Below are 25,293 nucleotides of genomic sequence, written 5' to 3'. Positions count from 1 at the left end.
CATTATTTGCCATACTTTGGAGAAGTAACCCACCTTTGTATGCCTTTAAATATGGTGAGTATGGCGATTTATGTTACTTTAGAGGGGAAAATCCCTAGAACCCCAAATACGCTCGCATCGAGATCATAACCTTGCCAATTGTTTTCACCTTTACCTTCGTACCAACGAGCATTAACACGCTGTCCTATAGCAAACGTTTGGCGGTCATATTGCCAACGTTGAGCAAAACCGACACGCGTCCAACGAGTATGGCTTTGCTTGTAATCAGTATAGTTATAAGCAAGCTCAGGGGTTAAGCTTAATTGGCCAAACTTAAGTGGATAACTCATTGCTACAAACCCACCAAGAGCATCTATTTCGTTATTTAAATTGCTTGGGCTTAAAGCTTGATATTGGCGTGAGGTATCTAAGTTGTAGTCATACAAAGCGAGTTTAAACTTAACATCAAGCGCATTGTATTTAGCGTTTACAAACCCGCCATGTAATGCATCATCGTTTAAGTCAATGCTATAACCGGCTTGCAGGTCTAGCTGCTTTAATAAATCACTGCTTTTAATACCCATACTTAATAAGCTGGTCGATGCTGAAAAATACTGAGAGCCCAACGCAAAGGTTGCGTGCTGATCGAGTACCGCATAATCGCGCTGTTCGCCAACTTCTTGCGTGTATACTTTAGCCTCTGGCAACGTGTGCTCATTAACCATTAATAGCGGGGCTTTGCTATTAGCAGCTAAATCGGTCACCGTCGTTTTAATACTGGTATTCGCTAGGCTTTTTACATCAGGGCCGTCGGCATTAATCGATAAATAAAGCAGCGTTTCATCTTGCATTTCAATGGGGTGGGCAACCGCTTCTTGCCCATGTGTTAAACGCTTTAGGGTATTACTGGCTATATGGTAATTATAAATATCAGTCGTTTTATTTAATCCCGCAACAAAATAGATTGATTCGCCATTGTCACTAAAGCTAGGTTGAGTTAAATATTGATACCCGTTTGGCATAGGTACAGGCCGGCTAATACCACCATCAACATCTTGTATATACATTTGCCAGTTTTCGTTTAAAGAAGCTGATAAATAAACTAATTTTTTATTATCGGGGCTAAGCGTGGGGTAATCGTATGCAGTATTTAAGCTTTTTTTGAACAACGGCGTTATGGTGCCGGTGCTGATATCAACTTTTACTAATTCAGAATAGCCATCACGTATTTGCTCTGCATACACTGCTTTACCGTCGCTTGTTGCATTAAAGCGTCTTAGCCCTGCAAACTCGGTTAGCTTTTCTACGTTGCCGGTTTCAATGTTATAGCTAAATATATCAGACACCCGATTATAAATGCCCGACTCTTCAGTACTATAAGCATTAAAATACAGTGTCGTGCTATTTACCCATTGCGGGTTGGCTATACCTGCCCGATTTATTTGATTAAGCACTTGCTTTTGTTCACGCTTAAACACGCTCGGTGGCGAATCTGGTATATCGAGTGGGTCTTGCTTAATTAACTCATTTTGTGCCTTTTCAAAGCTCTCCATCGCTTTGGTGTTATCTTCGGTGCTATAAATAACGAGCTTAGTATTACGCTTGGCATCACGCTCTACTATTGCAAGCTTGCTGCCATCATGTGAAAGTGCTGGATTGCTTGCGTATAAATCAAGCTCTAGCCATAGCTCACTATCAAGTGGTTGCTCTCCTTGCTCTTGCTGCATGGCATTATACGTATATTCAGCAATAAAACGGCGATATAGCTTCGCTGCGCTTTGGCCAAACACACCTTCAAATGCTTCATCAAAATCACGCGACTTAACTGCCTGCATTCGGGTCCATACACTATCAAGTATTTGCTCAGAAAATGTTTGCTCTAGCCAATATAAAAACCGACTGCCCATCAAATAGGCCATAGAGCCACCCATAAAACCATTATCACTATTCAATTGCCCATAGGTTGGTAGCGCACCTTGTTGAGCAAATTCACGTAATATCGACTCAGAGTAATTATCAAATAAGCGCCCTCGTCCGGTCATTTTAGATTCAATTAACGTTGCATACCCTTCAGCAACCCAGCGCGGCGTATCACTGTAGGTTAAATCGTAAATATCCCACAAACCGCGCACTTTTTGCTGCCAGTGGTTGCGTGTAGGCTGGGCCAAATGCACTAAATGAATGTATTCGTGCAACACCAGTAACTGCTGCCAACCAGAACTGTTTGAAATCACCGTATCAGACTGCGGCGGGGTAGTAAAAAGTGCCATTACTGGGTTGCTTGATGTAGGCAAGGCAAACCCGTTCGCCGCATTTAAGGGGTCAAACACGATAACATCGACTATTTCATCGAGTGCACGATTTTGTTGTTCAAGCACTTTCGTGCGAACTATTTCAAGTTCAACCGCGGTCGATTTAGCAAAATCAATATGCTCAATGCTGTAGTGCACATTAAAATGCTCGGTATGAATGGTTTGCCAATCCGCAGCGAACGCGGGGGCAGCGAGCAACAAAGCTGAGGCAATGAGTGACTTTTTCACAATAATCCCTTAAGTAGCATTTTCAATAATGCTTAGAGTATTATTAAACTCACTGAGTTTGCAGTAAAAAAGTGTAATAAAGCATGTGCAAATGTGTTTTCGCACATACTTTATTGTTTGCAGAAATTACATCCAACTACGAGTGTCTGACTCAGCCTGTTTAAGCGTAAAATCAATCACAAAATCAGCGTCTTGCTCTTTTATGTATGGCATAAACGCAAAGCCATGAGCAAGTTGTATATACAGGCTTTTCAATCCTGATCTTCGCATTAAATAGGTACTTTCGCTGCTAGCACTTTGTACTTTATATAGTTCAAACACGCGATAATGTACGCCAATCATGCCTTTACGTACAACCATGTAAAATCGGCCATCATCTTCATGTAAATAGTAACCATAACGTTGATACGACAAGGTAACTAAGCCAGCAAATACAGTAAGCACACCCACGCTGATAAAGTAATTAAACTCATTAAAATAACAAAACACAGCCACAAGTAAGCTAGGTAACAATGCATACAAGACTAAGTTTTTATACCAAAGTGCTCGCTCTGCCTGCTTAAATGCCAGTGCGCTGTTGTTAAACCACGGGTAAATCCACTGGCATACGCTGTTTACTTGCTCGTTATTTAATACAGGTAAAACTAAGGTTTGTTTATTTTTTTTAGCGGCCATACCCGCCATTGCACCACCGCTACTCGCTTGCAAAAATTCAACGGTAAAGCGCTTAAGTAACCGGGCAATAATATTTTGCTTAATGACAATCGACTGCACTTTATCTAAGCTCATAGATAACTGGTGGCGCTCTAATAAACCGGCAATGCGTTTAAACTTTTTACCTTTAAAATAAAGCTGATAATTATAAAAACGAATCAGCGACATTCCCACCGAAAGCAAAACGGCAATAAGTACCACAAGTACAAACATTGTGAATATAGCAAATAACGCTGCACTGGCTACAAGTCCAAGTTCTTGCTCGTAAAAGCCTTCTACTTTTGTGATTAATTGCTTTTCAAGCACATCGGCTACCACATTTATGAGTGGTGCAATGGCTGCTAGCGCTAAAATAGCCATGTTTGACATTAAACCAAACTTGGCTATTTCTTTGTTAGAAATAAACAAACTACTTTGCTCAGTAGCCTCGTCTGTTTCTACTTCACTGTCTGGCTCAAGCTGCTGTTGGGCCTTGTAAGCAAATATTTGCTTTCGCATTTGCTCTGCGTAACCTTGGGTTACGCCCGGCAATACAGCTTCTTGAGCCGCGCTACCTGCCGCATCAAAAATACAATTAACCAGCGTTACTGGTTTAAAGTAAAAAGGCTCAGCAATATTTACATTTTGTACTCGCTCAAATTTAAGCGTTAAACGTTCTTTTTTAAAAACGCCTTTATTGAGTAGTATTTCGTTATCGCTTGAAATACAAAACCTAAAGTTTCTGTAATATAAAACCGAGTATAAAAGCAAAGCACTTACAGCCACTGCTGCTGCAATTTGCCCCCAGAAGAGTTTGTTTTCTACTTGTGTAACAAATACAAAACCAAGCGGTAATAGGTTAAATATGCCGTCGCGCACAAAACGCACACCAAAATGGACAACAAAATACACAAGTGCCCAAGGCGATACCTTTTGCCACAATGGCGCCTGGCCAGCATCCGTTTGTGTGGTATGAGGTGTAAAATCACTCATCGGCTGGTACAGCCTGAGTAGACGTTTGTTCTTGGCGGTAATCTTGAACAAACTGGCGCATATTTTTACAATCCGTGTGTGTAAGCCCGCTTACCTGCAAATCGGCACTCATACCACCGGCGCTATACAATTTTAAACTGGCTAAACCCAGTTTTCGCTCAATGGGGCCACGGTGTATTTCAATGTGCTGCACGCGCGCTAGCGGTAAAATAGTAACCCGCTGCCAAATAATTCCTTTTTTAAACGCAATGTCGTGCTGACGCATAGCCACACCTTGCAATTTAATACTCGCAACGCTGTAAAGCATAGAAGCGAGAATTAAAATAGGCATACCAATTAATAAGTACGTTTGCGCGTTATTCGCAAAATTTTCGTTGAAGTAACAAATTGCGGCTAATATTGCGCTAAAGGGAATATAAAACACTAACCAGTTAAGTTGTGCATGCAGCAGCGCTTTATCGGCAAGCGCTTTAAATTCAATGTTTTTATGCTGTGGTAAATCCGTTATTTGCTGATTGTTAAACACACTATTTCCTATACTGTTTTTATTATTTTATTCGTACACAAAGCCTAATTAGGCATCCCTTATTTTACCCATTCTATAGATGTTACCAACGTGTGGCTTTGCTGTGGTGCAAGGGTAACAGCATCATCTAATACATTGGCGGCTTCTAGGCATAACATGGTTTTGTATTCATCGTCAGCAAAATTAGACAAGCGCTTTGATTTTTCAATCCACGGATTCCAAAGCACACACGAACTAGAGTTTGCTCGCCCAACTTTAATAACTCCCTCGGGGGTATTTATGTATTGAATAGGTGTGGCTTGGGTGTAAACCATGTCGGTTTCACGTTCAAATCCAACAACCGCTTGTTGCGTAAAAGGTCCTTCAGCAAATTCAATATATTGCGCGCCTTGTAAGCCGTCAACATGTGTATTAGTAATATCTGACGTTGGAAAATATGTATGCAACGCTTGTGTATAGCTAAACGCCGTATCGCCTAAGTTTGTTGTGGTTAGTCTCACCTCAAGCGAATCACTTAAAACAAATTCCACCTTCAATGCCGACTGATGCGGCCAATATTCAGCGTTCACCAACTTCATGGGTAGTTTTAAGCTCACAGTAATACATTCCTCAGTTTCATTAACCTCATCAGCTTGCCACAAGCTGGTTCGGGCAAAACCATGTGCAGGCCAACCACCGTTAGCATGTGTCCCAAACCAAGGCCAACAAATAGGAATACCACCGCGAATACTCATGCCTTCTGAGAACGTTTCATTACCCGACACCCAAATAAGAGGTTGCTTACCTTTAGGTGTAAATTGCGTAATTTGACCACCTTGCAAAAATATTTTTGCATCGCACAAATCACTTTCAATATTAATAAATTCAAGACCGGTTTCGGTGTGTTCAATGCTCACTGATGGCGATAATTTCATGCCTTTCCCTTTAATATTAATAATCACAACGTTCAATACTCTTACATATAACGTAAAGTATAAACCAAGCAAATAAGTTTTTGCTTATTCAGACAATCATTGTGAGCATATTGATAGTTGTATATCATGCACTTACTTAATCTATACTTTAACTAATTACACACTAAACGCATAAAATGAATTGTAAAAAAGCAATTTGAGCCGTGTATTTAATAGTTCAAACGTAGCTAAAATGCTTAACTAAGCACTCCCACCTATTAAAAAACCCTTAATTAAAGGGGTATTGCTTTAAGGTAAATTAGTTTCTACTCTAATTAATAAAAACGAGTAACAGCAGTAAAAAATTAAATTTTTAATTTGAATTCAATTTATTTGATGTGTAACATTTCGCGATTATGGCAAAGCATCGCTTTTCGACGAGATAAACACATGCAAAAATATGACGAGTTATTGGTATCTTTACGTAAAGTGATCCGAGCGATTGATTTACACTCAAAGCAACTTAATAAAACAGCCGGCTTAACTGGCCCACAACTGCTTATAATGCACGAAGTGTCTCAAACTGATGGCATCACTGCTAGCCGCATTGCGCAAAATGTAAATTTAAGCCCAGCGACCGTAACTAATATTCTCGACAGAATTGAAAGCAGAGATCTGGTCACACGCGTTCGAAGCCAAATGGATAAACGTCGAGTGAGCTTACACCTCACCGAAAAAGGGAAAGAATTACTACTTAAAGCCCCTCAACCATTACAAGAACACTTCATAGAAAAGTTTTCTGGTCTGGCTGAATGGGAGCAGTCTTTATTACTTTCATCTATGCAGCGTATTGCAGCCATGATGGATGCAGATAAATTAGATGCATCTCCTTTGCTTGAAGTGGGCGCACTTACACAAGCGCCTAAAGAATAAAAAACGAACAATAAAAAATATAATGGTTTTGTACTAAGCTCTTAACCCAATGTGTTATTAATATCTTGGGTTTTTATTTTTAACCAAACGAAAAGAAGCAGCTAATATGACCAAACTCTCAAAATTATCGCTCGCATTTATTTTAGGTAGTGTTTCGAGTACTTCTTACGCCACCGATATCGACACGCTTCAAAGTCAATTAAAACAACTACAGCAGCAAATGAAGCTGCTTGAACAAAAACTAGTTGAAGAAAAATCTAAACAGCAAAAAATTAACGAAAAACACCAAGAGCAAGTTGCACTTATCGAGAAAAAAGCTGACCAAAACGTTGTGGTGGCAGAAGCTCCGAAAGAAAAAAGCAGCGGCATAAAGGTCGGCGGTGCTATTCGTACAAACTTTAGTTATGCATCGTATGATGACGATAACGAAGACCGCGGCGGCGACTTCGATTTTGACGTTTTTAGACTTAATTTTTCTGGTGATGTAGGCGACGTTATTCTTAACGCAGAAATTCGCTTTTTTGATTACATGACCGCAGTAAAATATGCTTATGCAGCGTACGATTTTGCAGACGATTGGCAAGTACAAGCAGGTATCACCAAAGTACCCTTTGGTAACTGGCCTTATAATTCTCACAACTGGTTTTTTAACACCACCTATTACATCGGTTTAGAAGATGATCACGATTTAGGCATCATGTTTAAACGTAAAATTGCAGATAACTGGCAATTAGATCTTGGCTTTTTCAAAAACGATGAGCTTGGTGGCGTAGATGGCTACGTTGACAACCGCAGCGATCGCTATTCATACGATGTAGTTGGCGTAAGAGCCCCAGAAGACGGCATTTACGCAGAACCTGCAACCCAAATAGGCGAATACAATACGTTTTCGGGCCGTTACGGTTACCATTTTGAACATGACGGCGGCACAACCGAGTTAGGTTTTTCTGCGTTATCTGGCGGGTTACATGACGGTAATGACCGCGCAGGCGACTATTATGCATGGGCTATGCACCTAAATAGCAATATTGATGCATGGAACTTTCAGCTTCAACATGGTGAATACAACTACGACATAGATAATATTGATCGTATGGCCGTAGGTGCTTACTCGTTTTACGACAGTATTGCCGCAGAAGCAACCATGACCAATGCAAACATCGCTTACAGCATGCCAGTTGAGTGGGGCCCAGTGACAGGCCTACAATTTTATAACGATTACGGGATTATCTACGATAAATCTGACAACAGCGCAGATACGTGGATGAACGTGACGGGTGTTTCTGTAGCCGCTGGCGGTTTGTTTACCTACTTTGATTTTGTACATGCTAAAAACCAACCTTTCGTTGGTGGATCGATTGCCGGTGATAGCAGCGAAACAGAAAAACGCTTTAATATAAACATTGGTTATTATTTTTAATAACTACTGTTTAGTCTACAAAAAAGGGCATACTGGGTATGTCCTTTTTTATTGGAATAGCGTTTTAGCTTTATAATAAATGTAAAATTGGCCTACACTTTAAATTAGTCGCCACTCACTATAGCGCCGTCAATGAATATAAAATCGTCACTTATCTGTTACAAAAACATAGGGTTAAAAATGCTAGGCTTAACCTTAGTGGCGCTAGGCATTGTAGGCATTATGCTTCCGGTCATGCCCACGACTATATTTTTTATTTTGGCGCTCACTTGTTTTACTCGCTCATCTCCTGCACTTGCAAATTGGTTACTTAATCATCCTCGCTATGGTGTTACCTTGCAGCAATGGCAAGCTCACAAAGTGGTACCAACTAAAGCTAAGTACTTTGCCGCTATTGGTATGCTTATTGGCTTTATACTTTTACTTAACTCAACAGCACCTAATTGGGTTGTATACCTTGTAGCAGCAATAGAAATTGCGGTTATGATTTACCTTATTTTAAGACCCTCACACCCCCCTAAGCATTAAACCTCGTTTAAACGCACTAACATTTAGCCTGAATTCAGGTTATTTAAAATATTAATGTAAAGTTACGTAAGTAAATTTGTAATAAGTAATGCAAATCATTATCATGTAATAAATTTTATTACATTAAATTATTTATGTCGTTTATTAATAAGCGAGCTTTGTACAGTACAAGCCGTGCCCTACATATTTATATTTCTACCGCTTTGTTTTTTTTACTCATTCTATTTTGCGTTAGCGGTATTGTACTTAACCATGTTGACTGGCTTAAAAACGATAAAAGTAACGGGCAAGTCACCGCAACTATTCCAGCTGAGCTTGTAACTAAAGCCAACGCACAGCTAAATACACTGCCTTCGCTTTACCCAGAAATAGAAGCTTATCTAGCTACACAATACTCACTCACCAAGGTAAAAAGTATTGAATGGGAAAAAGAAGACGCACTTGTCATGCTCGACTATCCCCTTCCGGCCGGTTTTGCTTACGCTGAGCTTGACTTTACAACAGGCGAGCTAAACCTCGATTACCAAACAGGCGGCTTTTTAAGCCTTATTGGCGATTTACATAAAGGTCGCTACACCGGTGAAGTATGGAGCTGGGTAATTGATATCTCAGCGGTATTGATGATTATTTTTGCCATTACCGGCATGATTATTTTGTTTCAAAACAGAAAAAAACGCTTAGCAGGTATATGGATAACCGTTTTAGGCATCGCAACGCCATTGGTTATTTATTTATGCTGGGTACCACAAATTAAAGGAGTGTCTTAATGTTAAAAGTTAGTACTGTATTTAGCGCAGCATTATTAATGGTTGCCGCACTATTTCAAACAACGGTTCAGGCACAAGCGCCACAGCTAGAAATTGAACTCACCCTACCCGATCTTGACGTACAACCTTACCACCGGCCGTACGTTGCCGTATGGCTAGAAACACCAGAGCGCAAACACGTAACAACGCTTGCACTATGGGTTCAAAAAGCCGAATGGTTTAAAGACTTACGCCAATGGTGGCGTAAAGCAGGCAAAACCAATATTAACTTTGACGGCATAAGTGGTGCAACTAAGCGACCTGGTACTTATACAATTGACTGGCAAGGTAAAGATTTAGACGGCAACGCCGTAGCGCCGGGTAAATACCTTTTAAATATTGAAGTTGTTCGTGAAGAAGGCGGTCGTGATTACCAACGCCTTGAACTCGATTTAACAAACCCAGGTAAAATTACCATCGATGGTAAAAAAGAGTTTTCAACCAGTTTTGTTACCGTAAACGCTAAGTAGTAGCTATTTATAATTCGAATTTAAAGGACAGAAAAATGAAAATTAATTTATTAAAAACAGCATTAATTGGCGCACTTAGCTTATCAGCGCTGGTATCTACATCAGCCAGCGCACATGGCCGTTGGTTATTACCATCACACACCTCACTTTCTGGCGATAAAGCGCATTATGTAATGATTGATGCGAGTATTTCTAACGAAATGTTTGCCCCCGATAAAGCCTTTAAGCCAAAAGAAAAAGACGCTCAATGGGACGACACATTACTCATGGCGCTTATGCCAAACGGCGAGCCGGTTAGCGACACTATTCGTGCTTATTACTTAAAACGCAAAAGCTCAGCCGCAGTTAGTTTAACTGAACAGGGCACCTACCACATTGCAATGACACAAAAGCCAATGTACATGACCTTTTATAAAGATGAAGAAGGTAAACGAAAACGTGTATTTGGCAAAAAAACAGACGCTAAATTACCTAGCAACGCTCAAGGCGTACGCACCACTAAAGTGATTTCAACGGTAGACACGTTTGTAAGCCGTAACGGTACATCTAAGCCTGCATTATTAGGTTTAGGCCTTGAACTAAGTGGCCCAACCCATCCAAACGATTTATTTGTAGGCGAGCAAGCGCGTTTTCAATTACTACAAGACGGCAAGCCTGCAGGCGAAGGTATTGAAGTAAATATTTTAAGAGGCGACACTCGCTACCGTAACGAACGTGGCGAAGTAAAAGTAACCACCGATAAAAACGGCTTCTTTACAACAATATGGAACGCACCGGGTATCTATTTAATTGAAACCGCCACCGAAGTTGATGTAAAGGAAGAAGGCGTAGACTCAGGTCGTTATGCTTTATTTACAACGCTTGAAGTAGCGCCTGAGTAATTATTTTGGCATTTATTTAAACGTATTTTTTAAGCCAAGTTTTTAACTTGGCTTTTTTATGCCTATCACTTTTTTCAATCTCTCTTTTACTTTTATTGATTTCTCAACCATTCGCCACAAGATTACAACAGTAACGATCTAACCGTCTGTAACGTACGTAAACAGTGGCCTTACTTATTAAAAACGTGAATAACATAGATGGTTTTTATCTTTGCACGTAGTTGAGCGCTTCTATATGATTCGCTCCTTTTTCAAACTCACCAAAACAACGACGTTCTTAAGGAACATAAATGACTTTTAAGCGTTTATCAGCCAATAAATTAGCACTTAGCCTGGCCGTAACCTCTGCTCTTGGCGGCTCTTTTGTTACAGCTAATGCAGCAGAGCAAGATACTCAGGCACAAGAGAATATCGAAGTAATCTCAGTAACAGGTACTCGCCGTAGTTTGCGAAGTATTGCTGAAAGCTCAGTGCCAGTAGATATTATTACTAGCAGCGACATGGCAAGCACAGGCCAACTTGAGATTAGCCAAGTTCTTGCCAGCCAAGTGCCTAGCTTTAACTTTCCAAGTGCCACTTTAGGTGATGGAACAGACCATGCAAAACCTGCTGTACTGCGCGGCTTAGCGCCCGATCACACTTTAGTGCTTATCAATGGTAAACGCCGTCACTCTGGCGCGCTTTTAAACTTAGCGGGTGTTGTAGGCAGAGGCTCTACTGCGGTAGATTTAAACATGATCCCTACATCAGCCATTAAGCGCGTAGAAGTACTTCGCGATGGCGCTGCAGCGCAATACGGCTCTGATGCCATTGCTGGGGTGATTAATATTGTTTTAAAGGATGCCTCTGAAGGCGGCAGTGTAAGCGTAACCTATGGTGAATACGATACACAAATGGCGGGCGCACCGAACTTAGAAAGCACCTACGCAGATGCAAACGGTGATCTTGCATTTAACCTAGGTGATGACCGCGAAATTAGCGATGGCGCCACACGCACAATTAGCGCTAACTCTGGATTTGCATTATCAGACAGCGGCTTTGTAAACGTATCGATTGAATACCGCGATAACAACCCAACACAACGCTCTGGTTTTGACCCTCGCGAGCAATATAGCCGCCTTGACGATGGCAGCCTAGACCCGCGCGAATTTACTATTAAACGTTACAACCATCGTTTTGGTAAAGCTGACCTTGAAGATTACGCTTTATTTTACAATATGGGTTACGAGCTAGATAACAGCCTTAACCTGTATTCATTTGGTAGCTACTCAAAACGAGAAGGTAACTCAGGTGGCTTTTACCGCCGTGCGCAAGACAGCCGTAACGTATTAGCACTTTACCCAGATGGCTTTTTACCGCAAATTGAAACCGATGTTGAAGACTACTCATTTGCCCTAGGTCTAGAAGGTGAAACAGGCGACTGGACATGGGATGTAAGTACCAACTATGGCCGCAACGACTTTGCATTGGGCGTTGTAAATAGCTTAAATACGTCTTTGGGTGCCACCAGCCCCACCGAATTTGATAACGGCGCACTAGTTTATGACCAATTTATAGTCAATGGTGATGCCAGCACAACCCTTGATTTAGGATTACCTGACGACGTATTTTTTACTCTAGGTGCTGAATACCGCCACGAAAGCTATAAAATAGAACAAGGTGAAGAAGCCTCTTACATTACTGCACTTGATAGCAATGGCAACCCAATTGCTGCCGGTGGCGCGCAGGTACTTTCGGGTTTTGGTCCAGAAAGCGTAACCGATGAAAGCCGCCATAACGTTGCACTATTTGTTGAGTTTGACACCTACCTAACCGAAAACTGGAACATGGTTTTAGCAAGCCGCTACGAAGATTACAGCGACTTTGGCAACACCTTTACCTCAAAACTTGCAACACGTTACAGCGTAAACGAAAACTTATCGCTACGTGGGGCAATTAGCACAGGTTTCCGTGCACCATCGCTTGCACAAAGCTCGTATCGCCAAATTTCAACCGTACTTGAAAACAACCAAGCGTTTGAAGTAGGCCTATTCCCAACAGATGCACCCGCAGCGCAAGCCCTTGGCGCAAAACAGTTAGACGCTGAAGACTCAGTTAATTTAACTGCTGGCTTTGTATACACCCAAGGTAACTTTAGCTTAACGGTTGACGCCTACCGTATTGATATTGATGACCGTATTGTGCTCTCTGAAAATTTGAGCGGTGCCGCAGTACAACAAATTTTAACGGATGCTGGTGAGTTAAATACCGAAAGCGTACGCTACTTTACTAACGCAATCGACTCGCGCACGCAAGGCGTAGACATTGTTGCAACTTACCTACTTCAGTTAGATAACTTTGGCGATGTGCGCTTAAACGCAGCGGCTAACTTTAACGACACCGAAGTGACACACGTTGACGATAATCCTGAACAACTAAACTCTTTAGGTGACGACTACGTTGTATTTGCACGCCGTGAAGTAGGTCGTTTTGAAGAAGGCACACCAGACAACAAACTGAATCTGTCGGCCGTGTGGAACTTTAACGAATGGCAAACAACGTTACGTTCAACACGTTACGGTGAAGTTGCTGATATTTCCACAACAAGCGATCGCGATGAATACCTAGACGCTAAATGGATAACCGATTTAGAAGTGGCATATCGTCCTAATGACGAATGGAAATTTGCACTGGGTGCCAATAACTTATTTGACCAATACCCGCAAGCTACGGTCGATAACATTGGTTACTCTACCTTTAGCCAAATATTCCCGTACACACCCTATACACCGTACAGTTTAGATGGCCGCTTTTTATACGGTAACATTACTTATAGCTTTTAATTTGTATAATTAAAACCAGTCGTTAAAACAAAAAGGATGCGCTATGCATCCTTTTTATTAATAGTTAGTAATTTTAACCACTAATTAGTCTTTTAATTTTTAGCAAAAAATCAAATTCATTATAAAACAAACACTTAAATTTAGGCCCCATTATTGCTCTAGTCTTGTTATATTAACAAATAACGTCACATTAAAAGGACTAACCATGAGCTCATCAACTGTATCTACCATTGCTAAACCACTTTCGCTAATTAGCGGTATTTTATTATTAAGTGGCTGCGTGTTTCATATTTCGCCAAGCGTTGCATCGGTAAAACAAACACAACAACTTACATTACCTAGCAATAACCTTGAATATCTAGACGTATTAAGCGGCGCAGGTTCACTTAAAATAATGGGCTCATCAACAGCAACCAGTATTAATGTTGACGCCACTATTTACACAGCCGATATTGACGACGAATACGAACTCACACTCGATCAGAGTGGAACCAAAGCAAAGCTTGTTGCCCAAAATACAAGTAATAATGGAATTAGCTTTTACAGCGGTCAATCGCCAAGCATTAATTTAGTGGTCACCGTCCCTAACAACCTTAAGCTAGATATTGATGATGGCTCGGGCGATATAACTATTAACGCCATGACAAATAATATTGATGTAAAAGATGGCTCAGGCAGCTTATCAATCAATGGCGCTAAAAATTTAAACATAGACGATGGCTCGGGTGATATTTCGCTTCAAAGCATTACCGGCAACCTAGAGCTTAACGATGGCTCAGGTAGCATTACTATTAATAACGTGAATGGCAATGCAAATATTGATGATGGATCAGGCGATATGAGTGTAAGCAATGTACGTGGTACATTAACCGTTGAAGACGGTTCGGGCAGCATAGCAATACAACATATTAATGGCGCTGTAGACGTTGAAGATAACTCGGGCGACTTAACCATTGAGCATGTTGATGCAAACGTTACCATCGAAGATGGTTCGGGCAGTATTCGTGTTAATCATGCAAAATCATTGACTATTACTGAAGCAGGCTCGGGCGATGTAAGCATTGATAATATTAACGGCCCTGTAAAATACAACCAATAAGATCAGGTGTATCAAGCTTTAAATAATAAAATGCACTTAGCATGGGCTTAAGTGCATTTCTTTTTAAAAACTTTATAACCCACTAATAGCCAACTAACTCTGCATAACCTTTACCTTTAAAACCACCTTGGGTTTTAATTCGCCCCTCCCAGTAGGGAATACTCAATTGATTACGTGAATCGGGGTTACGCGCTTCAATGGTTATAGGCTCAAACCCCTCAACATTAAGCTGCCATTTAATAGGGTAGGATTTATTACTTGGCGTTGTTTGCGCCGTTTGGGTTGTAAGCTCAGATGTTTTTAATACCTGTAAGGTCACGTCATTATTTGCAATAGCGCGCACAACCCCACCGGAAGTAATGTGCGATGCACTGCAGTAATCATAACTTTGCTTGCCATTACGAATACAAAATGCCATCAAACCACCCTGCTTTTTATCATCAGCCTGAATGCTAAACCAGTCCCACCCATTTTGGCTCGGATCAATTAACGCCGAAGACCACTCTCTGTCTAACCAAGCATCTCCGGTTACTTGATACGTTTCACCCGCAAATGTAATGTTGCCTTTGGCTTGTAAAAACGGATAACTGTAATAATAAGAGGCATGCCCCTGATGCGTTTTTTGGCTGTAACCTTGCTCGCCATGTTTTACAAGTGGGCTATTAGCCAGCACCAAATTAGCGCTGTAATTTTCCTGCTGCGCCTTCAAGTTAAGCGGTAAAAATGCTGCCTCTTTACTTGCTAACTGCCAATCATCTAAGCGAGCCTCAAATGGCTGCGCAGTAATATTAACTTGCCCCGAGCGACCATACTTTTCAAACGCATGGTGCTGGGTATCTGATTGTATTGCAAAGTGAGCAAAATACAGCTGCCCGTTCCACCATGGCGACGTTTCAGTTGCAGTGTTTTGATCATCAACAGAGAGCCTAAATAAAGTCCATTGCACACCAAAGGTGTCGCCATTATCGGCCTTTAAATTAGCAGTAACATACCACCATTCAATACCTTGCTGATGATGCGCCCCATGGTCGCGTGGAAAGCTCAGCCCTTGGTGTTTATTTACAGGTTCACCAAATTGCTGTGCAAATCCGCTATGCATTGGTTTATTTTTACTTAATTGCTCTACTTCTGGCTGGCACGCGCTTAATGTGCCAATAAAAACAAAGATAACGGCTGCTTTTAGTCTATTCATGTAAGTCCTATAACTTGGCGACATTATCGGCAACTGCGCTTCGCGTTAATTTTATTAGCGGTAACGCACTCACAAATAAGGCTAAAATAAATATAAGCACAGTAAAACCACCTAATTGCAGCCAATTAACGGTCATGGCCATGGTCCAACCAAAGGCAATTGGCATTACGTAAGTTAATAATACCCACCCAAGGCAAAGTCCCAAAGGTATAGCCAATAACAAGGTGGTTAAAATAATAAGCGCGGCTTGCAATATTTTTGCACCCAATAATTGCAGTTGAGTCACACCCAACGTTTGTAATACCGCCATAGGCTGCAATTGCCCCCGCCCCAGGGTTAAAAAGCTCACCCACATACCAAATAATGCAATCAGCATAATAAATATATTAAGCGCCTGAGTAACATAAAAAGTTTTACCAAATAACTGCTTAGCAAAGCGCTTAAACTGCTGATTGGCAATGACTTGTTGGCTATCTAATTGGTGCTGTTTTTGAATATATTCGGCTATGGCGTCTACGTCGCTATTGGGCTTTAGCCATAGCGATAAACCATACTCGGTGTAACTTAAGCTGCTATTTACTAGCGCAGTTGTAGTGACTACCACATTTAAACCTTGCTCGCCGTAATCATAATAGGCAGCGCGTACTTGGCACGTTAGTGTATTAATATGCTGCCTTAGGGTTATTACGTCACCGACTGTAAGCGAGTACTGCAGCAAGGCGGGTTCATTCACTAAGCAACCCACAATCCCATTTTTGTTTTTTTCAAATACTGTAGATGTAGGTGCTTTATTGTTTAACAAAGTAAGATGTTGGTTGTAACTGGCCGTTGCACCAAATGCCATAACATCAACAGCAACCATGGTTTTAGGTGTTTTAAGCTCACTGTTAGCTGACCAATATACGCCCACCTTTTCAACTTCTGGGAGTTCAGTCAGTTTGGTTCCTAATGCTTGAATGTTTTGGTCTGGCCTTACGTACAAATCGGCGCTTAGGCGTTTTTCAAGGTGTGTATCTAAGGTGTCGCTAAAACTGCCAACCATAATTTGCATACCTACAGCGGCACCCATCGCCATTAAAATAGCGAGTACTGAGCTCAACAATGCAGGTAATTGCACTATGCTATCGGCTTTTAACCACTGAATAATCGGGTTTTGCGTAGGCCATGGCAGCTTAAATACAGCTTTAACTATCGGTGGCGTAACCACAAAAAAGAGCAGTAGCACACAAACACACAGCAACAAGGCGCCCATTTTGGTATTTGCCGTTAGCGCTAAATAACTGGTTGCTGTAATGGCAAGTATTAACATTGGCCATTTAATACGCGCTAAAACAGTACTTAATCGAGCCGACTGGCTGGCTAAAAATCCTAACAAAACAAAAATATTAAGTGTAAAGCCACTGGCAACCATGCTGCTATCAAGGCTGACTACAAAGCTTCTATCTAGTTGGTAAAGCCCTCGAAGAGTGGCCGATACATCCATAACCAAGGCGTTTGCTAGTGCCGCGCCTAATATCGCACCTAACACAGCCGCAAACAAACTAAGTAACGTTAATTCAATAGCCAGCGCCTTAATTAACGCCGACCGCTGACACCCCAACACCCACATTTGCTGCTGTAAGTGAGCGCGCGCATTATATGCCAGCTTAATTGCGTTAAAGCTTAAAAACGCACCTACCACATAACCCAACAATGCCAGCGCTTGTAAATTAAAGAAAAACGCCTCCGATAGCGCGTCAAAAGCTTGCTCTTGCGCAGCTTCAAGGCGTGCTTGCTCGCCTAGCAACGCGTTTAACTTAGCTGCTTGTTTACTATTTAAACCACTTACTTCAAAGTAACTTATCACCCCATTTGCACGCAGTAATTTATCAGCAAGACTAATGTCCACCAGCATGGTCATGCCTAAACCTTGCAGTTCACTTACCGTTAAAGTGCGGGTGGCATCGCCCATTTTTATATTAATACGGCTGTTTTTTAAATTTAGCCGCTGCATTAATTTAGGATCGATATAAACAGTATTTAGTAGCTGTTCAAAACCGGAGTAGCTATTGTTTGCTGTTGATGCTGATGCTGATGCTGAGCTGTCGGTATTTTGTGTAAGCCATTGCAATAAATTGACACCTCTAAGTGCGAGCTTTTGCTGCTTATCGGTTTCAATTACACCTTCTAAAACGGGTTGAACCTGCGTAAAACCAGCGGCCCTAATGCGCGACCACATACTGTTGGGCAACCTGTTTTCACCTAATACAGGGCGTATAAAATGCGTCACAGGGTTTGCAATCAACGCTGTAGTTTGTTGGTAGCGCTTACCGGCCTCCAGGTTTAAACCTTGTATTGCAGTCAGTAATGCCGCACCTAAACTAAAACCAATAAAAAACAGTAATAACAGCCCTACATGGCGGCGATAAAACTGCATATACGTTATTAATATAAGTTTAAGTTCAGCCATTAATTTGGCCATCTTTTAAAAATAGTTGCGTAGTAAATTGATTAGCCAATTGCTGACTATGAGTGACCATAATTAGTATTATTTGCTCTTCTTCACACAAGCTTTTTAATAGCGTAACGATATCGAGTGAGCGAGCCGCATCAAGGTTGCCGGTCGGTTCATCAGCCAATAGTAGCTTGGGCTTATTTAATAGCGCACGGCCTATTCCTACTCGTTGCTGCTCACCACCTGATAGCTGTTCAGGCATCGCTGTAAGCTTGCCTTCTAAACCTAGCTTTTTAGCCATTGTATTTACTTCATCGTCGCTCGGCGATAACCCATTAAGCCTTGCTTGAAAGCACATGTTGTCTTTTACATTTAACGGACTGAGTAATTGGTAATGCTGAAAAATAATCCCTATTTTACGCCTATAAAGTGCAAGCTCACTGGTAGTCAATTCACTAATTTTTTGCTCATTAACCGTAATAGTTCCTGCATCAGGAGACAGTAAACCGGCTAATAAATTTAATAATGTTGTTTTGCCCGAGCCACTATCACCCAGTAAAGCAATGTGTGCAGCGGGTAAAATAGTTAACGATAAATCATTAATTATTTGTCGTTTTGTGCCACCATCTTGGCGTGTAAAAAACACATTATTTAGCGAAATCATAAAAGAAAGGTTATTCCTGTAATAAAAATACGGCCCGTTATATAAACGATACCATAACAGTAATACGGTCACTTAAGCGGATTTTTGATTAATTTTTTGACTCATAGTAAATGCATTTATTTAACTAAATCAGCAACTAAAACCCAAATAACTGCATAGCGCCTAACAGTAACTACAAAAGTTTGTTTTTATTTTTTGCTTTATATCTATTTTGGGTACATATTGATATCAACTTTATAAGGATATTAATATGAAACGGACACTTTTAATTATATTACCCACTTTGTTTACATTGGCTGCTTGTGGCTCAGGTAGTTCTGACACTAAGCAAGTCACTCCTCCTGTCAGCACAAATGCGCAACCTGTGGCTGTTATAAGTACTGAACAATCAGAATATAAAATCAATACACCTATTATTTTTAGTGCAGAAAATAGTAGCGATCCTGACGGCGACACACTCACATACCAGTGGCAACTCAGTAGCACAAATAATCAACAAAACATATCGCTTAATACCAACAACCAACGCACTGTTGAATTTTCGGTATCGCAGGCGCAAGACTACACGTTAGAACTTGTAGTAAGCGACGGCAAAATTTCAAGCTCTGTAGTAAGCAAACAAATTACCGTTACCTCAAACGCACAGCTCATTGCAAACGCAGGCAGCACACAAACTGTAAAACAAGGTGATGTAGTTAAATTAACAGCAGCACAAAGCACCGCTACTAATGCGGTAATTAATAGCTACCAATGGCAATTTACCAACAAGCCGACATCAAGCACCACACTGCTTGAAAACAGCAACCGAGTTAACAGCCAATTTATTGCCGATAAAGTAGGCGAGTATAGCGTTAAATTAACTATTACTAACTCAGTTGGCGATACTGCCAGCAGTAACGTACTTATAAAAAGTGAGCAGCTTACTGTAAATTCTGCGCCAAATGCCGTGATTTCGGTTCAAAACAGTACACTTTCACCCAACCAACTCGTAACGCTAAATGGTGAACAAAGTACCGATCCGGATACAAACGACACGCTAAGTTATCAATGGGCAATAACCTCTAAGCCTGAGAACAGCGTTCCAAGTTTATCTGATGCAATTGCCAAAAATGCAGGCTTTGCATCGAATGAGTTAGGTGATTACATAATCTATCTTAGCGTAACCGATGAAGGTAACCTAAGTGATACCGCACAAGTAACCCTAACCGTTGCCACCGAAAACAAAGCGCCTATTGCTGTTCTTACAGAACAAGCAGACATAACCTTAAATACATTAACTACCCTACAATGCCTGCAATGTAGCGACCCCGATAACGATCCACTAACTTATAATTGGCAACTGCAAGCAAAGCCTGAAAACAGCACTGCGCAATTACAGCAAAGCACATCGGCTACCCCTTCGCTTACTGCTGATGTTGAAGGCGATTACGTTGTTACCCTAGTTGTATCTGACGGTGAACTCAGCTCACCACAAGCAACCTCGGTGCTACATGCAAAGGATAATAAAAAACCAGTTACCTTAGTAAGTTACAAACCTTCAATTAGTGTTGACGAGCAAGCCATCTTAGATGCCTCAGCCAGTTACGACCCTGAAGGCGCCGTTTTAAGTTACCATTGGGAAATAGTTTCGTCGTCAAATCAAGCTGTATTAAGCAGTACAAGTAGCTCAGCGCCCACACTTAGTGCGCCGACGGAAGGGCAAGTTGTTGTTTCACTTAAAACCAATGATGGCGAGCAGTTTTCAGACACGCAAACACTCACTATTAATGTTACGCAAAACGCCCAGCCCGTTATTATGTATACCGGTGAGCTAGTCCGTTATAGCACCGTTGGTAGTACAGTTACCTTTGATGCAAGCCAAAGCTATGACCCAGAAGGTACCTCGCTCAGTTATGTCTGGGAGCTGTCTACACCAACAGATTCATCTGCTAATTTAAGTAGCACCAACCAAAACATAACCGAATTAACACCTGATCTAACTGGTAACTACACCTTAACTTTCACGGTAACTGATGTTGACAACTACCAAGCCATTACTCAGTTTTCGGTTACAGCTACTAATTCATCGCAAATAACGGGCAACATAAAAGGGCAAATTACCAACGTGCAACGAACCGCAATTAGTAATGCCAAACTCACAATTAACAATGTGCCGTACACCACAAATAGCGCAGGTCAGTTTAACGAAACACTTAACTTAGCTGAAGGTGAAAACATTACTATAACCAGCAACGATCCGCGCCTTGCTAATGCCATCTATAACTCTCCCGCAATTACCCAAAATAACTTTACGATAGACTTAGAACAAAACAGTTTACCCGTATTTCAAAGCGTGGAGGTTACCGTATTTGTATGTCCTGAGTTTACCGGGCCAGATACCATTAACGTAAACTTTAACATGACCGAAACACTGCTAGCCTCTGCACGTTTTGAATATCAATTTAACCAAACTCAGGCACTCGTTTTGCAAAAATCAGGAAGCACCTACCTAGATAGCGAACTGCTTATAGACCTACCAGCAACTGCTAAATTTGAGGTGACGGTAACCGAAAGCAACGTTGAGAACACTTATAATTGGCCTATTACTATTTTTTATTCAGCGTCTGACGATCCAAGATCAGCTATTATAAACATATGTAATATTTAGCCTTGTTGTGTGCGTTTTTAAAACGCACACAACAAATAACAGCATATATCCACATAACTCATTGTATTTTATACGCACCTAAGCCATGCTATTTATCTCAACGTTAATAAGGTAAGCACGTGTTAGAAATAGCGTTAATATACTTAGCTGCGGCTATTGTGGCGGTTCCTATCGCCAAGCGAGTGGGCCTTGGCTCGGTACTGGGTTACTTAATTGCCGGCATACTCATTGGCCCCTATGCATTAGGGGTAGTGGGCGATCAAACCGATGTAATGCATTTCGCCGAATTTGGCGTAGTGATGATGCTATTTTTAGTTGGCCTTGAACTGCAACCTTCCCGCTTATGGAAGCTTCGCCACTCAATATTAGGACTCGGTGGCCTGCAAGTAGTGCTAACTGCCGCCGTTATTTTTGCGTTTTGTTTTTGGTTTTTTACCATGCCTTGGCAAACCGCACTCGCTATTGGTTTAATGCTCGCGTTATCGTCAACCGCTATTGTACTGCAAAGCCTTGAAGAAAAAGGCTGGCTAAAGCGCGAAGCCGGCCAAAATGCATTCTCAGTTTTATTATTTCAAGACATAGCCATTATTCCTATTTTGGCACTGCTGCCATTGCTTGCCTTTGCTCCACCAAGTAGCTCTAAAGAAATCAGCCATTCTATTATTGCCAACTGGCCAGTATGGCAACAAGTTGCTGTATCAGTAGGCGTGATCGCAGCCATTATTGCCGGTGGTAAATACGTATCAGCCCCATTATTTAGATACATAGCTAAAACTCACATGCGTGAAATATTCACTATTTTTGCGCTATTTTTAGTGGTGGCTATTGCTCTTGTTATGCAAAGTATTGGGCTTTCACCAGCATTAGGAACGTTTTTAGCAGGGGTAGTCCTTGCCGAAAGTGAATTTAGGCATGAGCTCGAAGCCGATATAGAGCCCTTTAAAGGCCTACTTCTCGGGTTATTTTTTATAACCGTAGGTGCCTCTATTAACTTTGAGTTATTGGCTAGTGAGTTTTCAACTGTTATCGCACTTGTTGCATTACTTATTGTGGTAAAAGCCTGTATTTTATATGCCCTTGCCATTACCTTTAACATCAGTAAAAAACAGCGCTTACTATTTGCATTAGCCCTTGCACAAGGCGGCGAATTTGCCTTTGTATTATTAAGCGTAACCACAACACTGGCCATTTTAACACCAGAACAAACAAGCTTAGTGACCCTGGTCGTCGCCGTATCCATGTTAGTAGCGCCGCTGTTGTTAATGATGTACGAACAACTCGAAAAGCGCAGCCATACCAGTGCGCCAGAGTTCGACAAGCCTGAACAAATTAGCACAGCTAAACACGTTATTATTGCGGGCTACGGACGGTTTGGACAAATTATGGGCCGTTTATTACACGCCCAAGGCTACGAAATAACAGTACTCGATCACAGCCCCAGCCAAATAGAATTACTACGCCGCTTTGGTAATACCGTATTTTATGGCGACGCCGCCCGCCAAGAACTCCTTGAAGCTGCAGGCGCTCATACCGCACAAATGCTGGTTGTTGCCATTGATGACCCTGACAAAACTATTGAAATAATTGAGCTTGCCCACAAAAACTACCCACAATTAAAAATTGTTGCCCGCGCAATAGACCGTCGCCACGCTTACAAATTACTTAATTTAAAAGTAGATGCCTTTAACCGCGAAACCGTCGACTCAGCTATTAATTTAGCCGTAGAAGCACTCGAGCTACTTGGAAACAACAAACAAGACGCCGAGCGCGCCGGTAAGCTGTTTAGAGAACACGATCGCGCTGCGGTTGTACAACTTGCCGAACTATGGGGCGACGATGCCAGCTACGGCGTAGCCGTGCGCCAACGTATGGAAGATTTAAAGCAAGTATTACAGCAAGACAGGCAAGCACAAAGCGATTTAAATACCTGCGATAGCGGCGACTGTGAAGACGGCCTAACAGAACTCGCTGATAAACCTAAAAAGCCTGATGATGCTCATTTGGAGTAGTGTCTAAAAATTGATATGTGCTATTAGCATGAGTTAATAGCACTTTTAATAAATACCACACTCACATAAGTTACCTAAAAACATAGCCGAACTTTAGCTAGTGTTCAAAACGCTTATATATTCCTCCCCAATCTGCGGGTTCTGGATATTTAATCTTATAAGCATTTATTTCAGCTTTAGAAGCGTACTTAAAATAAGTAAAGACGTAGTCACTTATGTAGCTTTCGCCTTCCCCCATTCTCCAAAAAATTTCGCTTGGGTGATAATCTGGAAATTTAATCCAAGGCGGTATTGGTGGGTTGTGCTTTAACTCTTTGTCATAGCGCTCTTTTAGCATTTTCTCCCAAGCAGCTCTATGCTCAAGATACTTATCTTGTTGTTCATCGGTAGTGTTAGCTTGTTTTTCACTTCCCATTGATGAAATAGGTATAAGCATTAAAATAAGCGCTAAAGCTTTGTAAATATTCATAAATTAATACATAACTAGATATAGGCTTTAATTAAAGCTTTTAGTTCTTCTTTTTCGGCTTCGCTTGTAAAAGCACTAGCTGGAATTATTAAAGCCAATAGCTTGTCTACAAATATATATAAGTCGCCTTTATTTTATTCTATTGATTCAAAGGCTTGCCATTTATAAAAGTAACGTCCTAGATGATTAGTTTCGCAAATACCATCAGCTTGAAACTCAATTGTTTTATTGCCAATCATTACGCCATTTTCATTGGGGATTGATTGCTTTTTTAATTTATGATTATTGTATAAAAATACAATAATCAATATTAAAAATGGCACTGCCACAATTAACCCACTTGGCCAATGAAAGTCAGAAAGGCGAATAGACTCAACCTGAAAAAAAGTCATAAAAACAACAGTTAGCACGAACCATGCAATCACATTTTTTATAAACCCTAGACCTTTATTATCTTTAGGCGCACACAACTTTTTTATTATAAAATCAGCGTAGTCGGTATAATTCTTTTTAGTAACAGTAATAGATTTGAGCATTGTCATGTCCATATAAAACGCCTTTCAGCGCACAATTAGGTTGTGTGTTTAAGTTAATTACTAACTACAAGCGTGTATCAAGCTTAACTAGCTCACCTGATAGTACATCAAAAATATAATAAAGTGTTTCACTCTCCGGTTTGGTATAAATTAAGGCCGTATTATTACTAATTAACTGATAGCCCTCAATATTATCCATAATGGATTTCAAGCCAGAGCCGTCGTATTCAGAAACTAATAACTCTTTTTGGTCTTCACTATTTAAAAAGCCATCTTTGTTTGTATCGTTTTGTACAACTGAGTAAATATTTTTACTTAAAACGCTTTGGTAACTGGTTTCTTTTAATTGAACCGGAGAAAAGCCTACAATTAATACGTTATTTTTGAATAACACTTTGTTTTTCTCGCCAGCTTTAGTAAACATTAAATTTACTGCATTACGACTAAAATTCAGTGCTGAGGAAACAATAATTTCAGCATTAGCGCCGTAAGGTTTTTGATTTACTATTTTGTCAGATGTGATTTCTAAAATGTGAACATCTTTGATTTGACCAATATAATTTTTTTGTAACTTTGGTTCTTCATCAAGGGCTGCACTATGTTCTATCACCTGAACCTTAGGCGCAGAATAGCCACTTTTAAAAAGATCACTAATAAGGCTCTTACCAATAGCAAAAATTACAACTAACGCAGCAATAAATAGTAATACCTTATTAGCTTTTTCAATAAAATTCATAATGCGCATATTCGATGCAAACT

21 protein-coding genes are annotated in these 25,293 nt (G+C 40.9%); 10 read left to right on the top strand and 11 right to left on the bottom strand.

Annotated features, from left to right (window positions below):
• Positions 1-68 precede the first annotated feature (68 nt).
• The 4 genes from CWB65_RS04000 to CWB65_RS03985 form a co-directional block, all read right to left on the bottom strand.
• Positions 69-2,519 (bottom strand): TolB family protein, encoded by a 2,451-nt coding sequence (locus CWB65_RS04000; RefSeq protein WP_249365015.1) that lies wholly within the window; start codon positions 2,517-2,519, stop codon positions 69-71.
• A gap of 126 nt (positions 2,520-2,645) precedes the next feature.
• Positions 2,646-4,205, bottom strand: a complete 1,560-nt coding sequence (locus CWB65_RS03995) for a PH domain-containing protein (protein WP_138739947.1) — start codon at positions 4,203-4,205, stop codon at positions 2,646-2,648.
• Entirely contained in the window at positions 4,198-4,731 is a 534-nt protein-coding gene (locus tag CWB65_RS03990; protein ID WP_008131910.1) for a PH domain-containing protein, read from the bottom strand. Before CWB65_RS03990 ends, CWB65_RS03995 begins: the two co-directional genes overlap by 8 nt.
• A 59-nt stretch (positions 4,732-4,790) precedes the next feature.
• The gene (locus CWB65_RS03985; protein WP_138739946.1) at positions 4,791-5,645 is read right to left on the bottom strand and encodes a D-hexose-6-phosphate mutarotase; all 855 of its coding nucleotides are present in this window, start codon (positions 5,643-5,645) and stop codon (positions 4,791-4,793) included.
• Positions 5,646-6,074: 429 nt separating this feature from the next.
• On the opposite strand from CWB65_RS03985, the gene CWB65_RS03980 reads away from it, so the two are divergent.
• The 8 genes from CWB65_RS03980 to CWB65_RS03945 all read left to right on the top strand — a co-directional run bounded on the left by CWB65_RS03980 (position 6,075) and on the right by CWB65_RS03945 (position 14,583).
• The gene (locus CWB65_RS03980; RefSeq protein WP_008131907.1) at positions 6,075-6,557 is read left to right on the top strand and encodes a MarR family winged helix-turn-helix transcriptional regulator; all 483 of its coding nucleotides are present in this window, start codon (positions 6,075-6,077) and stop codon (positions 6,555-6,557) included.
• Positions 6,558-6,663: 106 nt separating this feature from the next.
• Complete coding sequence (locus CWB65_RS03975; RefSeq protein ID WP_039038176.1) at positions 6,664-7,977, top strand: porin; 1,314 nt, start codon at positions 6,664-6,666, stop codon at positions 7,975-7,977.
• A gap of 132 nt (positions 7,978-8,109) precedes the next feature.
• Positions 8,110-8,505, top strand: a complete 396-nt coding sequence (locus CWB65_RS03970) for a YbaN family protein (RefSeq protein ID WP_138739945.1) — start codon at positions 8,110-8,112, stop codon at positions 8,503-8,505.
• A 134-nt stretch (positions 8,506-8,639) separates the two neighbouring features.
• A complete protein-coding gene (locus CWB65_RS03965; RefSeq protein WP_039038175.1) occupies positions 8,640-9,272 on the top strand; it encodes a PepSY-associated TM helix domain-containing protein in 633 nt (210 codons plus the stop codon).
• Positions 9,272-9,781, top strand: coding sequence for a DUF2271 domain-containing protein (locus CWB65_RS03960; protein WP_138739944.1), 510 nt, complete (start codon positions 9,272-9,274; stop codon positions 9,779-9,781). Before CWB65_RS03965 ends, CWB65_RS03960 begins: the two co-directional genes overlap by 1 nt.
• Before the next feature lie 35 nt (positions 9,782-9,816).
• Positions 9,817-10,662: a DUF4198 domain-containing protein gene (locus CWB65_RS03955; protein ID WP_138739943.1), complete on the top strand. Its 846-nt coding sequence runs from the start codon at positions 9,817-9,819 to the stop codon at positions 10,660-10,662.
• A 290-nt stretch (positions 10,663-10,952) separates the two neighbouring features.
• A complete protein-coding gene (locus CWB65_RS03950; RefSeq protein ID WP_138739942.1) occupies positions 10,953-13,484 on the top strand; it encodes a TonB-dependent receptor plug domain-containing protein in 2,532 nt (843 codons plus the stop codon).
• A 205-nt stretch (positions 13,485-13,689) separates the two neighbouring features.
• On the top strand, positions 13,690-14,583 hold the full coding sequence (locus CWB65_RS03945) for a DUF4097 family beta strand repeat-containing protein (protein ID WP_008131898.1): 894 nt from the start codon (positions 13,690-13,692) through the stop codon (positions 14,581-14,583).
• A gap of 82 nt (positions 14,584-14,665) precedes the next feature.
• Here the strand turns inward: CWB65_RS03945 and CWB65_RS03940 are convergent, their stop codons facing one another.
• From CWB65_RS03940 to CWB65_RS03930, 3 genes are read right to left on the bottom strand one after another with little or no spacing between them, the layout of a single operon-like run.
• Positions 14,666-15,775 carry a lipocalin-like domain-containing protein gene (locus CWB65_RS03940; RefSeq protein ID WP_008131897.1) on the bottom strand — a complete coding sequence of 370 codons (1,110 nt, stop codon included), beginning with the start codon at positions 15,773-15,775 and terminating at the stop codon, positions 14,666-14,668.
• Positions 15,776-15,782: 7 nt separating this feature from the next.
• Positions 15,783-18,224 carry an FtsX-like permease family protein gene (locus tag CWB65_RS03935; protein WP_138739941.1) on the bottom strand — a complete coding sequence of 814 codons (2,442 nt, stop codon included), beginning with the start codon at positions 18,222-18,224 and terminating at the stop codon, positions 15,783-15,785.
• Positions 18,217-18,873, bottom strand: a complete 657-nt coding sequence (locus CWB65_RS03930) for an ABC transporter ATP-binding protein (RefSeq protein ID WP_008131893.1) — start codon at positions 18,871-18,873, stop codon at positions 18,217-18,219. The genes CWB65_RS03935 and CWB65_RS03930 overlap by 8 nt, the downstream gene beginning before the upstream one ends.
• Positions 18,874-19,123: 250 nt before the next feature.
• On the opposite strand from CWB65_RS03930, the gene CWB65_RS03925 reads away from it, so the two are divergent.
• Positions 19,124-21,520 (top strand): PKD domain-containing protein, encoded by a 2,397-nt coding sequence (locus CWB65_RS03925; RefSeq protein WP_008131891.1) that lies wholly within the window; start codon positions 19,124-19,126, stop codon positions 21,518-21,520.
• Between the two features lie 119 nt (positions 21,521-21,639).
• Positions 21,640-23,529, top strand: a complete 1,890-nt coding sequence (locus CWB65_RS03920; protein ID WP_006792530.1) for a monovalent cation:proton antiporter-2 (CPA2) family protein — start codon at positions 21,640-21,642, stop codon at positions 23,527-23,529.
• Between the two features lie 97 nt (positions 23,530-23,626).
• Here CWB65_RS03920 and CWB65_RS03915 read toward each other — a convergent pair whose 3' ends face one another.
• The 4 genes from CWB65_RS03915 to CWB65_RS03905 are packed head-to-tail and all read right to left on the bottom strand — an operon-like array spanning position 23,627 to position 25,270.
• Positions 23,627-23,998 (bottom strand): hypothetical protein, encoded by a 372-nt coding sequence (locus CWB65_RS03915; RefSeq protein ID WP_008131888.1) that lies wholly within the window; start codon positions 23,996-23,998, stop codon positions 23,627-23,629.
• Positions 23,999-24,012: 14 nt separating this feature from the next.
• Entirely contained in the window at positions 24,013-24,114 is a 102-nt protein-coding gene (locus tag CWB65_RS20200) for a hypothetical protein (protein ID WP_349304530.1), read from the bottom strand.
• An 18-nt stretch (positions 24,115-24,132) separates the two neighbouring features.
• Positions 24,133-24,546, bottom strand: coding sequence for a hypothetical protein (locus tag CWB65_RS03910; RefSeq protein ID WP_008131886.1), 414 nt, complete (start codon positions 24,544-24,546; stop codon positions 24,133-24,135).
• Positions 24,547-24,598: 52 nt separating this feature from the next.
• On the bottom strand, positions 24,599-25,270 hold the full coding sequence (locus CWB65_RS03905; protein ID WP_249365014.1) for a hypothetical protein: 672 nt from the start codon (positions 25,268-25,270) through the stop codon (positions 24,599-24,601).
• Positions 25,271-25,293 lie beyond the last annotated feature (23 nt).

The sequence above is a fragment of the Pseudoalteromonas sp. S554 genome, from assembly GCF_005930865.1.
Classification (GTDB): domain Bacteria; phylum Pseudomonadota; class Gammaproteobacteria; order Enterobacterales; family Alteromonadaceae; genus Pseudoalteromonas; species Pseudoalteromonas marina.
The sequence above is the reverse complement of the archived record's forward strand: the minus strand, read 5'-3'. Positions and strand labels throughout refer to the sequence as shown.